Source organism: Nocardioides sp. SR21, assembly GCF_022761125.1.
GTDB lineage: Bacteria > Actinomycetota > Actinomycetes > Propionibacteriales > Nocardioidaceae > Nocardioides.
The window spans coordinates 271847-286007 of the sequence record NZ_JAKWJR010000006.1; the positions used below are offsets into that span (position 1 = coordinate 271847).

14 protein-coding genes are annotated in these 14161 nt (G+C 72.7%); 7 read left to right on the forward strand and 7 right to left on the reverse strand.

The annotated features are described in order from the left end of the window. The first annotated feature begins 58 nt into the window (after positions 1-58). Positions 59-1072 carry a Gfo/Idh/MocA family protein gene (locus MJ604_RS13500; protein WP_243058978.1) on the forward strand — a complete coding sequence of 338 codons (1014 nt, stop codon included), beginning with the start codon at positions 59-61 and terminating at the stop codon, positions 1070-1072. 5 nt (positions 1073-1077) lie between these two features. Here the strand turns inward: MJ604_RS13500 and MJ604_RS23915 are convergent, their stop codons facing one another. From MJ604_RS23915 to MJ604_RS13520, 4 genes are all read right to left on the reverse strand, one after another. Further along, positions 1078-2832, reverse strand: coding sequence for a hypothetical protein (locus tag MJ604_RS23915; RefSeq protein ID WP_279235923.1), 1755 nt, complete (start codon positions 2830-2832; stop codon positions 1078-1080). A 38-nt stretch (positions 2833-2870) separates the two neighbouring features. After that, on the reverse strand, positions 2871-3515 hold the full coding sequence (locus tag MJ604_RS13510) for a response regulator transcription factor (RefSeq protein ID WP_243058979.1): 645 nt from the start codon (positions 3513-3515) through the stop codon (positions 2871-2873). Then, on the reverse strand, positions 3512-4813 hold the full coding sequence (locus MJ604_RS13515; RefSeq protein ID WP_243058980.1) for a sensor histidine kinase: 1302 nt from the start codon (positions 4811-4813) through the stop codon (positions 3512-3514). Before MJ604_RS13515 ends, MJ604_RS13510 begins: the two co-directional genes overlap by 4 nt. Positions 4814-4905: 92 nt before the next feature. After that, complete coding sequence (locus tag MJ604_RS13520; RefSeq protein WP_243058981.1) at positions 4906-5625, reverse strand: SDR family NAD(P)-dependent oxidoreductase; 720 nt, start codon at positions 5623-5625, stop codon at positions 4906-4908. A 102-nt stretch (positions 5626-5727) separates the two neighbouring features. Between MJ604_RS13520 and MJ604_RS13525 the strand changes: the two genes are divergently transcribed. The 6 genes from MJ604_RS13525 (at position 5728) to MJ604_RS13550 (ending at position 11956) form a co-directional block, all read left to right on the forward strand. Continuing rightward, positions 5728-6171: a nuclear transport factor 2 family protein gene (locus MJ604_RS13525; protein WP_243058982.1), complete on the forward strand. Its 444-nt coding sequence runs from the start codon at positions 5728-5730 to the stop codon at positions 6169-6171. A gap of 14 nt (positions 6172-6185) precedes the next feature. After that, positions 6186-7622 carry a trehalose-6-phosphate synthase gene (locus MJ604_RS13530; protein WP_243058983.1) on the forward strand — a complete coding sequence of 479 codons (1437 nt, stop codon included), beginning with the start codon at positions 6186-6188 and terminating at the stop codon, positions 7620-7622. Between the two features lie 9 nt (positions 7623-7631). Next, positions 7632-8837 carry an alpha/beta fold hydrolase gene (locus tag MJ604_RS13535; RefSeq protein ID WP_243058984.1) on the forward strand — a complete coding sequence of 402 codons (1206 nt, stop codon included), beginning with the start codon at positions 7632-7634 and terminating at the stop codon, positions 8835-8837. A gap of 112 nt (positions 8838-8949) precedes the next feature. Beyond that, the gene (locus MJ604_RS13540) at positions 8950-10284 is read left to right on the forward strand and encodes an MFS transporter (RefSeq protein WP_243058985.1); all 1335 of its coding nucleotides are present in this window, start codon (positions 8950-8952) and stop codon (positions 10282-10284) included. Then, positions 10281-11708, forward strand: coding sequence for an aminotransferase class V-fold PLP-dependent enzyme (locus tag MJ604_RS13545; RefSeq protein WP_243058986.1), 1428 nt, complete (start codon positions 10281-10283; stop codon positions 11706-11708). Before MJ604_RS13540 ends, MJ604_RS13545 begins: the two co-directional genes overlap by 4 nt. Beyond that, positions 11705-11956, forward strand: coding sequence for a hypothetical protein (locus MJ604_RS13550; RefSeq protein WP_243058987.1), 252 nt, complete (start codon positions 11705-11707; stop codon positions 11954-11956). The genes MJ604_RS13545 and MJ604_RS13550 overlap by 4 nt, the downstream gene beginning before the upstream one ends. On the opposite strand, the gene MJ604_RS13555 is transcribed toward MJ604_RS13550, so the two are convergent. The 3 genes from MJ604_RS13555 to MJ604_RS13565 are packed head-to-tail and all read right to left on the reverse strand — an operon-like array spanning position 11953 to position 14143. After that, positions 11953-12864 (reverse strand): carbohydrate kinase family protein, encoded by a 912-nt coding sequence (locus tag MJ604_RS13555; RefSeq protein WP_243058988.1) that lies wholly within the window; start codon positions 12862-12864, stop codon positions 11953-11955. The genes MJ604_RS13550 and MJ604_RS13555 overlap by 4 nt on opposite strands. Further along, positions 12861-13502 carry a class II aldolase/adducin family protein gene (locus tag MJ604_RS13560; protein ID WP_243058989.1) on the reverse strand — a complete coding sequence of 214 codons (642 nt, stop codon included), beginning with the start codon at positions 13500-13502 and terminating at the stop codon, positions 12861-12863. Before MJ604_RS13560 ends, MJ604_RS13555 begins: the two co-directional genes overlap by 4 nt. Next, the gene (locus MJ604_RS13565; protein WP_243058990.1) at positions 13499-14143 is read right to left on the reverse strand and encodes a TetR/AcrR family transcriptional regulator; all 645 of its coding nucleotides are present in this window, start codon (positions 14141-14143) and stop codon (positions 13499-13501) included. Before MJ604_RS13565 ends, MJ604_RS13560 begins: the two co-directional genes overlap by 4 nt. Between the last annotated feature and the right edge of the window lie 18 nt (positions 14144-14161).

Genomic DNA, 14161 nt, shown 5'->3' on the forward strand with positions numbered 1-14161 from the left:
TAGGCGACGAACCACAACGATGTCATTCGGTTCCCGGGCGAGTCGCTAGCCTCCTGACATGACCGACGACATCCGCTGGGGGATTCTCGCGACCGGCAAGATCGCGCACTCGTTCGCCCGGGACCTCGCGCTGGTGCCCGGCGCCCGGTTGACCGCGGTCGGCTCCCGCCGCCTCGACAGCGCCCAGGCCTTCGCGCAGGAGTACGGCGCCGCCGCGGCGCACGGCTCCTACGAGGACCTGGTGAGCGACCCCGACGTCGACGTCATCTACATCGCGACGCCCCACGCGCTGCACCTCGAGAACGCCCGGATCGCGTTCGAGGCCGGCAAGCACGTGCTCTGCGAGAAGCCGCTGACGCTGCGCACCAGCGACGCCGAGGAGATGGTGCGGCTGGCGAAGCAGCACGACCGCTTCCTGATGGAGGCCATGTGGATGGCCTGCCACCCGGTGATCCGCGAGCTCAAGGACCGGCTGGCCTCGGGCGAGTTCGGCACCCCCAGCCACGTGCACGCCGAGCTCGGCTTCAAGGTGCAGGCCGGCCCCGACGACCGGATGTTCGACCCGGCGCTCGGCGCGTCCGCGCTGCTCGACATGGGCATCTACCCGTTGACGTTCGCGCACCTCATGCTCGGCGAGGCCGAGGCGCTGACCGCCATGGCGGTGCTGTCCGACCGGGGCATCGACCAGGACGTCGCGGTCGCCGGCCGCTACCCCGGGGGTGCGCTGGCGACGATGACCGCCTCGCTGACGGCGTACTCCTCACGCAAGGCCGAGATCGCCACCAGCCTGGGCCGGATCGATCTCGCGGACTTCCACCACCCGGCGAAGGCCGTCTTCGTCCCGCAGGTGCCCGGCGAGGGCAGCTGGGTGCTGGTGCCGGGCGAGCCGGTCGAGATCCTCGGTCGCGAGCCGGTCATCGGCCAGGGCTACGGCAACGAGGCGGCCGAGGTCGGGCGCTGCCTGCGCGAGGGGCTGCGCGAGAGCCCGCTGGTGCCGCACGACCAGACGCTGACGCTGATGCGGCAGATGGACGAGCTATGCGCCCGGGCGGGCGTCACCTTCCCTGCCTGACCGGGTCACCCCTCGCATCCTGTGACCGGGGCGTCGGTCGGGTCGCCGCCACAGGTGTCCGCGCCGGCACCGCCGTCGAGCGAGTCGACCCCGGCGCCGCCGCTGAGCAGGTCGTTGCCGTCGCCGCCGAGCAGGGCGTCGCGACCCGCGTAGCCGTAGAGCTTGTCGTTGCCGGCGCCTCCGTCGAGGAGGTCGTCGCCGCCCAGTCCGCTGATCGCGTCCGCTCCGGCGAGCCCGAGGAACCGGTCCGGTCCCGCCGTTCCCCTCAGCTTGTCGTTGAACCGCGAGCCCTCGACGCCCTCGACGCTCAGGAACGTGTCGGCGCCCTGGCCGGTCGCGGTCGCCAGCGCCAGGTCGACCTCGACCGCCGCGGGGGCGTCCAGGTACGTCGCCGTGTCCGACCCGGACCCGCCGCACAGGACGTCGTCGCCCGCCAGGCCGTTGAAGGTGTCGTCGCCGGCGAGGCCGACGAACACGTCGGGCCCGGTGGTACCGCGGAGCCAGTCGGCGCCGTACGTGCCGACGACGGCGTTCGTGGCGCTCGCGCACACGGACGGGACCAGGTGCCGGGCGAACACGTCGATCTGGCCGTTGCCGTCGCCGGGCACCAGGTCGGTCGCCCGTGAGTGGAAGGCGAGGATCGAACCGTCCCCGCTGATGGCCGGGCGCAGGCTCTCCCCGCTACCGGGGGTGCCGTCCGTGGCCACGCTGACCATCCGGGTGGTGCCGGCCGCCAGGTCGCGGACGAACACGTCCGCGGTCGATCCGTCGCCGGGCACCAGGTTCGTGGCCGTCGACGCGAACGCGACCAGCCGCCCGTTGCCGTTGATCACCGGCCCGGCGTCGACCAGGCCGTAGACACCGTTGCCGGGCGTGCCGTCGTCAGCGACGTCGACCCGCTCGGCGATGCCGGTCGCCACGTCGACCGCGATCATGCCGCGGATGCTCGCCGTCGCGGAGAGGGACGCGAACGCGACCACGTCACCGTTGCCGCTGATCACGGCGTCGACGCCGCAGCCGGTGGGCGCCGAGACGCCGCTGGTGCGCTGCACGACGTTCAGGGCGTAGCCGCAGCCCTCGGGGCCGGCCGACATCGCGAGCACGGCACTGGCGTCCCCGCTGAGCCGCGCGTCGAGCACGCACCGCTGGACGACCCTGGTCTGCCCGGTGGTCAGGTCGCGCACCGAGACCCGGTCGTTCTGGCAGCTGGCCGTCTGCACCGTCCGGGTCACGAACGCGACGTACCGACCGTCGGTGCTGATCCCGGCCGACGTGCTGGTGCCGGCGGGGAACTGGGCGCCGGCGGAGTCCACGCTCACCCGCGTCGTCGTGCCCGCAGCGACGTCGTGGACGAACACGTCGCGCCTGCCGTTGGTGTCGCCAGGCACCAGGTCGGCGCGGGCGCTGTCGAAGACGACCTTGCTGCCGTCACCGGTGAGGCTGGGGTGGCCGACGTCCTGCCCGAGCGGCAGGGCTGTCGTCACCCCGGTCGTCAGGTCGCGGAGGTAGCTCAGGGCACCAGGTCCGTCTACGAGGTCGGTCGCGGTCGAGTTGAACAGGACGACGCCGCCGTCGGCGCTGATCACCGGGTACATGCTCAGGTTGTCCGCGTCCGCGCCGTCGACGTCGACGCTCACCCGCTCGGTGGAGTCGGGCGGTGGAGTCGCACCGGCGCCGGGCGGCGGCGCCCACAGGGCGAACGACGCCACGGTGGCTCCGAGGGTGAGCAGGGCGGTGACGCGCGAGCCTCGTCGGAGCATCGCTCCACTCTCGGCGAAGTCGCCGCGACCCACATGCCCTAACTTCGGTACAGGAACTGCAGCACCGCGGCCACGCGCCGGTGCGCGGCATCGTCGTCGGGCCGCAGCCCGAGCTTCGCGAAGATCCGCTGGGTGTGCTTCTCGACGCCGGCGATCGAGACCGACAGCGCGTCGGCGATCGCGGCGTTCGACCTCCCCTCCGCCATCAGCGACAGCACCTCATGCTCGCGCGGGGTCAGGTCGGCGAGCGGGTCGCGGTTGCGGCCCATCAGCTGGCGCACGACCAGCGGGTCGAGCACGGTGCCGCCGGCGGCGACCGCCGCGAGCGCCCCGAGGAAGTCGTCGAGGTCGCTGACGCGGTCCTTGAGCAGGTAGCCGACGCCGCCGTCGCCGGTCGCCAGCAGGTCGTCGGCGTACGAGACCTCGACGTACTGCGAGAGGACCATCAGCCGCGCCTCCGGCCAGGAGCGGCGTACGGCGACCGCTGCCCGCAGACCCTCGTCGGTGTTGCTCGGTGGCATCCGGACGTCGACGATCCCGATGCCGGGGCGGTGCTCGGCCATCGCCTCGACGAACGACGGCCCGTCGCCCACCGACGCCACCACCTCGTGGCCGGCCTCGGCGAGCAGCAGCTGCAGGCCCTCGCGCAGCAGCATCGAGTCGTCGGCGACCACCACCCTCATGCAGGGATCCTCGCCACGACGGTCGTGCCGTTCCACTCCGGGGAGGTGACCTCGAGGGTGCCGTCGACGGCGGCGAGACGCTGCCGGAGCCCGGTGAGGCCGAGGCCCTTCGACGGGTGGGCACCCCCGACCCCGTCGTCCACCACCCGCACCTCGACCACGCCGTCTCGGGTGACGACGACCACGGACGCGGACTTCGCGGCGCTGTGCTTGGCGATGTTGGTCAGCGCCTCGGCGACCACGAAGTAGACCGCGGTCTCGACGTGCGGCGGCAGGTCGTCGGACACCTCGACCGTCGACGTCAGGGGTACGACGCTCTGGGTCAGCATCTCGTCGAGCGCGGCGGCGAGACCGCGGTCGACCAGCAGCGGAGGCGCGATGCCCCGCGACAGGGAGCGCAGCTCGGCGACGGTCTCCCGGGTCTGGGCGAGCGCCTCGTCGATCGTGGCGGCGGCCCGCTCGGGATCCTGGTCGAGCTGCTTGCGGGCCCGGCCGAGGTCCATGCTCAGCCGCACCAGCCGCTGCTGCGGGCCGTCGTGGATGTCGCGCTCGAGGCGGCGCAGCGACTCGGCCTCGGCCATCCGGGCCGCGTCGCGGCTGCCCTGGACACGCGCCACCTCGGTCTGCAGCTCGGCGCGGCTGCACAGCAGCACCTGCGCGAGGCTCGCGTGGATCGTCGCCGCCAGCCGCACCGCGAAGGGCAGCGTGAGCAGGAACGCCAGCCCGATGCCGAGCTGGAGGAGGCTCTCGGCCATCCGCCCGTCGCCGAGACCGATCAGCTCGGCCAGCGTCTTGCCGTCCGGGTCGTCCGGGATCCACTGCTGCCAGAACCAGTAGGTCAGGCCGGTCGCGGCCGCCGCCCACCACACGAGCGTGATTGCGAAGGCGACGGTCCCGGTGACGAGCCCGACGATCGCCCAGACGACCTCCAGCCACGACTGCGGGTCACGCAGCGGCGTCAGCGACCGGCGCCAGAAGCCGGAGCCCTCGGGCGCGCAGACGTAGGTGGGCGTGGGAGCGGTGCGGCCGAGCATCCCGCGCATCCGGATCCGCTCGAAGCGGGCGAACCCGCGCGCCACCATCACGCCGACGCTGATCAGCAGCACGCCGCCGATGAAGATCGCCAGCGCGACACCGAGCGTGATGTCGATGATCACGACGAGGAACGCACACAGCGCGATCGGGAACGCCGACAGCGCGTAGCCGCTCTCGAGCAGCACACGCCGCAGGCCGCGCGGGCGCGCGGGCGCCGCGACCGGAAGCACGTCGTTGGTGGGCACGATCAGGGTCTCCGTCATGACGTCAACGCTAGGAATCTCAGGCGTCGAGCACGATCCTGCCAGCACGACAGTCGTTGTCGGGCCAGCCCGACTCCCCCGGGTCACGACGGCTAGCAGGCGGTGCCGCGGTCGACGCTCAGGACCGCACCGGTGACGTTGGCGGCGGCGTCGGACGCGAGGTAGGCCACCGCCTCGGCGATCTCGCGCGGCGGCATGAAGCCGTACCGACCGCCCGCGGTCTCGCTCAGCAGACCCCAGTCGAGGTCGGAGCTCGCGTGCTCCGCGGCCGATCTCATCGGCAGGTCGGTCTCGACGCCACCGGGGCAGACGGTGTTGGCCCGCACGCCGTCGGCCCAGAGCTCGAGGGCCAGCGACTTCATCAGCATGATCACGCCGCCCTTGGAGGCGCAGTACGCCGCTTGGTACGGCTGGGCGCGCAGCCCGGCGACCGAGGCGATCGTGACGATGTTCCCGCGGCTGGCCCGCAGGTGCGGGAGCGCGGCCTGGCTCATCAGCATCGGGCCGGTCAGGTTCACGCCCAGGTGCCGTTGCCAGGTCGCGAGGTCGAGCTCCTCGAAGCGGCGAAACTGGTCGATGCCGGCGACGTTGACCAGCACGTCGAGGCCACCCAGCTCCTCGGCCGCGGCACCGACGGCGGTCGTCACCGAGTCCGCGTCGCTCACGTCGCAGCCGCGCACGCCCTCGGCCTCGCGCAGGTCGACGCCGACGACCGCGGCGCCCTCGTCGGTCAGCAGGTCGACGACCGCACGGCCGATCCCACCCGCCGCCCCGGTCACCAGTGCGCGCCTGCCCTCGAACCGTCCCGCCATGTCGTGCTCCGTTCGTCAGCGCGTCCCGGCCGGACGGCGCGGGCATCCTCGCAGGCGTCGCGGCCCGAGGTCGCCCGAATCGCGCGAACCTATGCTGTCGCCGTGGACAGCGCCCGCCAGATCGAGAACCTGCTCTACACCTACGCCGAGCGCATCGACGCCGGCGACTTCGACGGAGTGGCCGACCTGTTCACGCACGGCCGGATCCTCGGCATGGAGGACGGGCCGCCCGAGTCGGTGTTCGAGGGGCGCGACCGGGTGCGGTGGCTGTACGGCCGCACCACGCGCATCCACGAGGACACCGGCACCCCGCGCACCAAGCACCTCACGACGAACTGCCGGATCGAGGTCGACGACGAGGCCGGCACGGCGACCGCGCGTTCGTCGTACCTCGTCACCCAGGCGACGCCCGTGCTCCCGCTGCAGGTGATCATCACCGGCCACTACCTCGACACGTTCCACCGCGTCGACGGCGCGTGGTCGTTCGAGAGCCGCACGATGTTCGTCGACCAGACCGGCGACCTCTCGCAGCACCTTTTGCCGTGACATAGGTTGACGTCGTGGCTCACCCTGGCTCGGCAGACCTGGTCATCGTCGCGAACAGGCTGCCCGTCGACCGGGTGACCAACCCCGACGGCTCGTCCGGCTGGCGGCGCTCCCCCGGCGGTCTCGTCACCGCTGTCGAGCCGGTGATGCGCGCCAACGACGGCATCTGGATCGGCTGGCCGGGCGGCACCGACGCCGACCTCGAGCCGTTCGAGGACGAGGGGATGAAGCTGGTCCCGATCGCGCTGAGCGCCGACGAGGTCGAGGAGTTCTACGAGGGCTTCTCGAACGGGACCCTGTGGCCGCTGTACCACGACGTCGTCGCGAAGCCGGAGTTCCACCGTGAGTGGTGGGACGCCTACGTGCGGGTCAACCGGCGCTTCGCCGAGCAGGCCTCGACGTGCGCGTCCGAGAACGCGACCGTGTGGGTGCACGACTACCAGCTCCAGCTGGTGCCGCAGATGCTCCGCGAGCTGCGCCCCGACCTGCGCATCGGGTTCTTCCTGCACATCCCGTTCCCGCCGGCCGAGCTGTTCCAGCAGCTGCCGTGGCGCCGCCAGCTCCTCGAGGGCCTGCTCGGCGCGGACCTGGTCGGCTTCCAGCTGCCGGGCGCGGCACAGAACTTCGTGCGCCTGGTGCGCCAGCGGGTCGGCCACAAGACCCACCGTGACCTGGTCTACCTGCCCGACGGCCGGACCGTCCGGGCCAAGGCGTTCCCGATCTCGATCGACTCCGCCGGCTTCGAGGAGCTGGCCCGTTCCGAGGTGGTCGAGAGGCGGGCGGTCGAGATCCGCGAGGCGCTCGGGAGCCCCAGCCGGGTCTTCCTCGGCGTCGACCGGCTCGACTACACCAAGGGCATCTACGCCCGGCTGCGCGCGTACGCCGAGCTGGTCGCCGAGGGCGAGCTCGACGTCGACCACGCCGTGTTCGTCCAGGTCGCGACGCCGTCGCGCGAGGAGGTCGAGCAGTACAAGATCCTCCGCGACGAGATCGACCGGCTGGTCGGGCGGATCAACGGCGACCTGGGCCGGATCGGGCGCCCGGCGATCAGCTACCTCCACTCGTCGTATCCCCGCGAGGAGATGGCGGCGCTCTACCGCTGCGCCGACGTGATGGTCGTGACGCCGTACCGCGACGGGATGAACCTCGTCGCGAAGGAGTACGTCGCCTGCCGCTTCGACAACGACGGCGCCCTGGTGCTGTCGGAGTTCGCCGGCGCCGCCGACGAGCTCCGCCAGGCCTGGCTGGTGAATCCGTACGACATCAACGGCATGAAGGCCGCGCTGATGGAGGCGAGCCGCGCCGAGGGCAAGGACGTCACGCGGCGGATGAAGGCGATGCGCAAGCAGGTGATGGAGCACGACGTGGCCGCGTGGGCGGACTCGTTCCTCGCCGAGCTCGCCGCCGTCAGCCCCGACCACGGGAAGACCGTCCGACCGGTCAAGCAGTAGCGTCGCCGCATGGACCTCGTGCCGAAGCCGGACCAGGTGGTCTCGGCGGCCGGCAACGCCGCGCACCTGCTGCTGTACGGCGGGCTCGCGGACCTGCGCCCGATGCCGCGGACGCTGATCGACGAGGACACGCTGCGCGAGGTCTACCACTACCGCGAGGTGCCCGACGTCGGCAGCAGCGGCGACCCCGTCCTGCTGGTGACGCCACTGGCCGCGCCCGCGATCTGCTTCGACCTGCGCCGCGGCTGCTCGCTGGCCGAGCACCTGGTGACCTCCGGGCGGCCGACATACCTCGTGGAGTACGGCAACGTCTCGTTCCGCGACCGCAACCTCGGCATCGAGCACTGGGTGGAGGAGGTCGTGCCGGCCGCGGTGCGCGCCGTGTCGGAGCACGCCGGCGGCAGGCCGGTGCACGTGGTCGGCTGGAGCCTGGGCGGGATCTTCGCGCTGCTCGCTGCCGCCGCCTACCCGAAGCTGCCGATCGCGTCGCTGTCGGTGATCGGGTCGCCCGTCGACGTGGCGCGGGTGCCGCTGGTCGCGCCGCTGCGGCCGTTGCTCGACCTCACCCGCGGGCACGGCCTGGTGACCCGCGCCTACCGGGCGGCCGGCGGCGCGCCGACGCCGCTGGTGCGCTGGGCGTTCCAGCTCTCGTCGTTCCAGAAGCTGGTGACCAAGCCGCTGGCCATCGCCACCCGCCTCGACGACATCGACTTCCTGGCCCAGCTCGAGGCCGTGGACCGGTTCACCGCCGGGATGACGGCGTACCCGGGCCGCAGCTTCGGGCAGCTCTACCACCGCTTCGCCAAGGGCAACGCGCTCGCCGGCGGGTCCCTCGAGGTCGACGGCCGCGAGGTGTCGCTCGCTGCGATCACCGCGCCGGTGCTGGTCTTCGCCGGCGCCACCGACGGCATCGCCCCGGTCGAGTCCGTGCGCGCCGTCGTCCCCCTGCTGAGCGGCTCGCCCGAGGTGCAGTTCGAGATCGTGCCCGGCGGCCACCTCGGCATGCTGACCGGCCGCGCCGCCCGGGACACGACGTGGCGGGCGCTCGACGAGTGGTTCGACCGATGGAAGAGCAAGCCGAAGCGGGCGGCTCGGAAGCGGGCGCCGGCGAAGAAGGCGACGGCGAAGAAGGCCAGCCCTGCCGACAAGATCGGCACCAACCCGAACCGTCGGCACAGCTCGGCGAGCTCGCGAGCCCTGTCACCCCCAGGCTGAGACGCCGGACCTTTCAAGCAAAGCCTGACGTTCTGGGCCGAGACTTCGCCCCACAAGGTCAGGTCTCCCCGGCCCACCGGGGAAACCGACGCCAACCGCTAGCCTCCCGGCTATGCCCGCCACCGACCGCCTCCCCCGCAGCGTCCGCATCGGCTACGGGTCCGGGTCCGTCGCGACCGGGGCGTTCGGGACCGTCCCGGGCCTGATGCTGCTGCCGTACCTCACCGACAGCCTCGGCATCGCCGCGCTGGCGGCCGGCTTCATCGTGTTCCTGCCGAAGGCGTGGGACGTGATCCTCAACCCGATCGCGGGCCGCATCAGCGACCGCACCGAGGACCCGCGCGGCCCGCGCCGGCCGTGGCTGCTCAAGGCCGGGATCGCGCTGTCGGCCACGTTCGCGCTGCTGTTCGCGGCGCCGGAGATGGCGACCGGCCTCGAGGCGCTCTGGGTGCTGGTGCTGTTCCTGGCCTGCGCGTCGGCGTACGCGTTCTTCCAGGTGCCGTACGTCGCGATGCCCGCGGAGCTGACCTCGTCGTACGACGAGCGCACCCGGCTGATGACGTGGCGGGTGGCGCTGCTGGCATTCACGATCATGCTCGCCGGGGCGACCGCGCCCGCGATCCGCGACGCTGTCGGTGGCCGCGACGGCTACCGCGTGATGGGCGTGGTGATGGCCGCGATCATCCTGGTCGGGGTCCTCGGCGCCTACTTCGGCACCCGACGCGCACCCGTGAACGCGCCGCTGCCGGGCGCCGGCAGCCTGCGCGACCAGCTGCGCATCGTCGCGACCGCGCACGACTTCCGCTGGCTGCTGACCTGCTTCGTGATCCAGGCGCTGGCGACCGGCTGCATCCTGGCCGGCGTCGACTACCTGGCCTCCGACGTGCTCGGCAAGGACGGCGCCACCACGATCCTGTTCGTCTGCTTCGTCGGCCCCGCGCTGGTGCTGACCCCGGCCTGGGCCGCGATCGGCACCCGGATCGGCAAGAAGCGCGGCTACACCTACTCCTCGCTGATCCTCGCCGCGGGCGCGCTGCTGATCGTGTCCGCGCAGTCGGTGCCGGCCGCCGCGGTCTACCTCGCCGTCGGCCTGGTCGGGGTCGGGTACGCCGGCTGCCAGGTGTTCCCGATGGCGATGCTCCCCGACGCGGCGGCCGTGGACGCGCGGCGTACCGGCTCGAACCGCGCCGGCGTCTACACCGGGGTGTGGACCGCGGCCGAGACCCTCGGGCTGGCGCTCGGACCTGCGATCTTCGCGCTGGTGCTCGCGATCGGCGGGTACAGGTCGTCCACCGACAACGACGACGTGATCCAGCCGGACTCCGCTCTGAACGCGATCACGCTCGGCATCTCGGTGCTGCCCGCGGTGCTGATCCTGCTCAGCCTGATCTGGCTGCGGCGGTACACACTCGACGCGGCCGAGGTGGATGAGACAGTTTCCGCATGACTGACGCGCTCGACCGCCTGCGGACCATGCAGGAAGCCGACCTGCCCGTGCACGGGGGCCGCACCCTCGCCTACGTGTTCGACTCCGGGCTCGACGAGGTCGACCGGGCCGGCCGGGAGGCGGTCGCGGCGTACGCCGGCTCGAACGGGCTGGACCCGACGTCGTTCCCGAGCCTGCTGCAGATGGAGAACGACCTGATCGGCTTCGCCGCCGACCTGGTCGACGCGCCGGCCGAGGCGGTCGGCACGATCACCTCCGGCGGCACCGAGTCCTGCCTGCTCGCCGTGCAGGGTGCCCGCGACAGCCGCCCGGACGTGGAGCGGCCGCGGATCGTGGTGCCGTCGACCGTGCACGCGGCGTTCCTCAAGGCCGCCAAGTACTTCCGCGTCGAGGCCGTGGTCGTCCCCGTCGGACCGGACTTCCGCGCCGACCCGGCCGCGATGATCGCCGCGATCGACGAGGACCCGGACCGCACCGTGCTGGTCGTCGTGTCGGCGCCGTCGTACGCGCACGGCGTGATCGACCCCGTCCCGCCGGTCGCGGCGGCCGCCGCCGAGCGCGGGATCCGCTGCCACGTGGACGCCTGCATCGGCGGCTGGGTGCTGCCGTTCGCGAAGCGGATCGGCCGCGACGTGCCGCCGTGGACGTTCGCCGTCGACGGCGTCACCTCGATCTCCGCGGACCTGCACAAGTACGGCTACGCGCCGAAGGGCACGTCGGTGCTGCTGCACCGCTCGCCCGCGCTGCGCCGGCCGCAGTACTTCGCGTACGCCGACTGGCCGGGCTACACGATGATCAACACCACGCTGCAGTCCACGAAGTCCGGCGGGCCGCTGGCCGGTGCGTGGGCGGTCGTCGAGACGATCGGACTCGACGGCTACGACCGGCTGGCCCGCGACGTGTTCGAGGCGACCGACCGGATCGTCGAGGCGATCGGCAAGATCCCGGCGCTGTCCGTGGTCGCCGCCCCGGACTCGACGCTGATCGCGTTCGCCACCGACGGCAGCTGCGACGCGTTCACGCTCGCCGACGAGATGAGCGCCCGCGGCTGGCACATCCAGCCGCAGATGTCGTACGACGACCAGCCGGTCACGATCCACCTCTCGGTCAGCGCGGGGACCCTCGCCCACCTCGACGAGTTCGTCGCCGCGCTCACCGAGGCCGTCGCCGCCGCCGTCGCCGCCGGCCCGGTCGTCGTGGACCCGGAGATCGCGGCGTTCATCGGCGCCCTCGACCCGGCCGCCCTGAGTGACGACGACTTCGACGGCCTGCTGGCCGCCGCCGGCCTGGCCGGCGGTGACGGGCTCGCCGTTCCCGAGCGGATGGCCCCGGTCAACGCGATGATCGACCTCGCCTCGCCGCGGATGCGCGAGGCGCTGCTGACGGCCTTCATGGATCGCCTGCAGCGTCCCCACCGGTCGTGACCGGACGCCGGATCGCCCGGCTGCCGTGGTGGCTGGTCACCGCCGCCTGCCTGGTGGTCGCCGTCCTCTACGTGGTCGTCTGGCCCGCGGACCAGGCGTTCGGCTGGCTGCACCCGGCGGCGTGGCTGCTGTTCGCGGCCGCTGCGACCTGCCACGGCCTCGGCGGCCCGCCACGTGTCGTGCAGGCGTGCGTGACGGCGGCCGGCCTCTGCTACGGCGCGTTCGCCGTGGGGCTCGTGCTCGGCTAGCCCGCGAGGGCCACCACCGCGTCGAGGTCGTACGACCCCGCGTCGGTGCCGAGGCCCTGCGCCACCTGCGCAGCGGTCGCGCAGCCGAGCCGGGCCGCGCCGCGCAGGTCGCGGCCGAGCGACAGCCCGCGGAGGAAGCCGGCGGAGAACGCGTCGCCGCAGCCGGTGGTGTCGACGACGTCGATCGGGTACGCCGGCACCTCGATCACCTCGTCGGCGGTGACCACGAGCGCACCCTTGGCGCCCTGGGTCACTGCGACGCAGCCCGCGCCGGCGTCGACCAGCGCCCGGGCGCCGTCGGCGAGCGACGAGGCGCCGGTGAAGCCCAGCACCTGCTCGTCGTTGGGCAGCAGGTAGTCGGTGTGCGGCAGCGCGTCGGCGATCCACGCCAGCATGTCCGGGTCGCCCGGCGCGAGGATGTCGACCGACGTGGTCGCGCCGATCGACCGGGCGTGGGCGAGCAGCGTGCCGGCGGCCTCGCCGCCGAGGAACTCCGGGCCGCCCAGGTGCAGGTGGGTGATGCCGTCGAGCGCCGCGAGATCGAGGTCGTCGAGGGTGAACGCGCCGTTCGCGCCGATGCAGTGCCAGGCGGGCCGATCGCCGTTCGGGCGGACCGGGATCACCGACGCCGAGGTCTGGTGGTCGTCCTTGCGCACCAAGCCAGAGGTGTCGATGCCCTCGCGGCCGAGGAGGGAGAGGAGCGTGTCAGCGATCGGGTCCGTGCCAACGGCGCCGAAGGACAGCACCTCCGCGCCGATCCGGCTGAGGACGAGCGCCGTACCCCCGGCCGTACCGGCAGCCGACATCCGGATCGTCTCGACGAGCTGGCCGTCGGACCCACCCGGGATCGAGTCGATCCCGATCACGTGCGTGTCGAGGACGTGCACCCCGACGGTGGCGATCTTCATTCATGCTCCTGCGTGCTTCCGTAGTTGGTGGCGAGTGCCTGGGTGATCACGTCGAGCTGCTGCGCCTCGGTGAGCGCGCGCGGAGTGCCGAGCGCGCTGGCCCGGTGGTGGAGAGCGGCGAGCCACTCGAGCAGCAGCGCGTTCTCCACGGCCTTGTCGAGCGACGGCCCGACGGCGACCGAGCCGTGGTTGGCCATCAGCGCGGCCTGCCGCCCGTCGAGCGCGGCCACGGTCGCCGCGGCGAGCTCGGGCGTGCCGAAGGTGGCGTACGTCGCCACGCGCACGGTGCCGCCGAGCGAGAGCTGCTGGTAGTGCAGCACCGGCAGCTCGTCGAGGACGCACGCGACCGCAGTGGAGTACGGCGCGTGCGTGTGCACGACCGCAGCGGCGAAGGACCCGGAGTACACGCCGAGGTGGAGGCCGAGCTCGGACGTCGGCACCAGGGCACCCTCCAGCACGCGGCCGTCGAGCGACACCACCGTCACGTCCTCGGGCGAGCAGTCGCCGAGGACGACCCCGGTGCCGGTGACCGCGACCCGGTCGCCGTCGCGGGCGGAGACGTTGCCGGCCGTGCCGATCAGGAGTCCCTCGGCCGCCAGCCGGCGCGACGCGGCGGCGACGTCGTCGCGGATGCTCATCGGCGGATCCCCCGCAGCCCCTCGGGGGTGGCGTACCGCTCGAGGTAGGCGGCGACCATCACCATGCCCTCCTCGACGATCTTCCGGTTCCCGGACCGGTCGTGCTCGTAGGCGAGCTGGAAGACCCGGTCGCCGGTCTCGACGGCGAGCAGCGCGACGTCCGGGCGCAGGTCCGGCGGGGCGATCCCGGCCTCGACGGCGAACTCCCGCAGCATGGTGGCCGTGCGCGCGTTGTGCTCGCGGCCGAACCGGTGCACGGCGACGTTGGTGCGCCCGCGCAGGTAGATCTCCACGAACGCGGGCCGCCGCCGGTAGACCTCGACGTACGCCGACATCGTCGTGCGCACCAGGGTCCACATGGACAGCATCTCGAGGGTGGCGAGGTCGGCGGCGACCTGCGTGTCCATCTCGTCCATGTCTCGTTGAGCGAGGGCGAGGAGGACGTCCTCCTTGTCGGCGAAGTACTGGTAGAGCCCGGCGACCGGGACCTCCGCGGCGAGCGCGATGTCGCGGGTGGTGAGCGCCTCGACGCCGCGCTCGACCACCAGCCGAGCGGCCGCGTCGAGGAGGTCCTCGACCCGGCGGCGACTGCGCTCCTGGCGCGGGACCCGTCGCGTCGGGGCGGTGGCGGTGGCGGGCACGGGAGAAGCGTAGGCCAG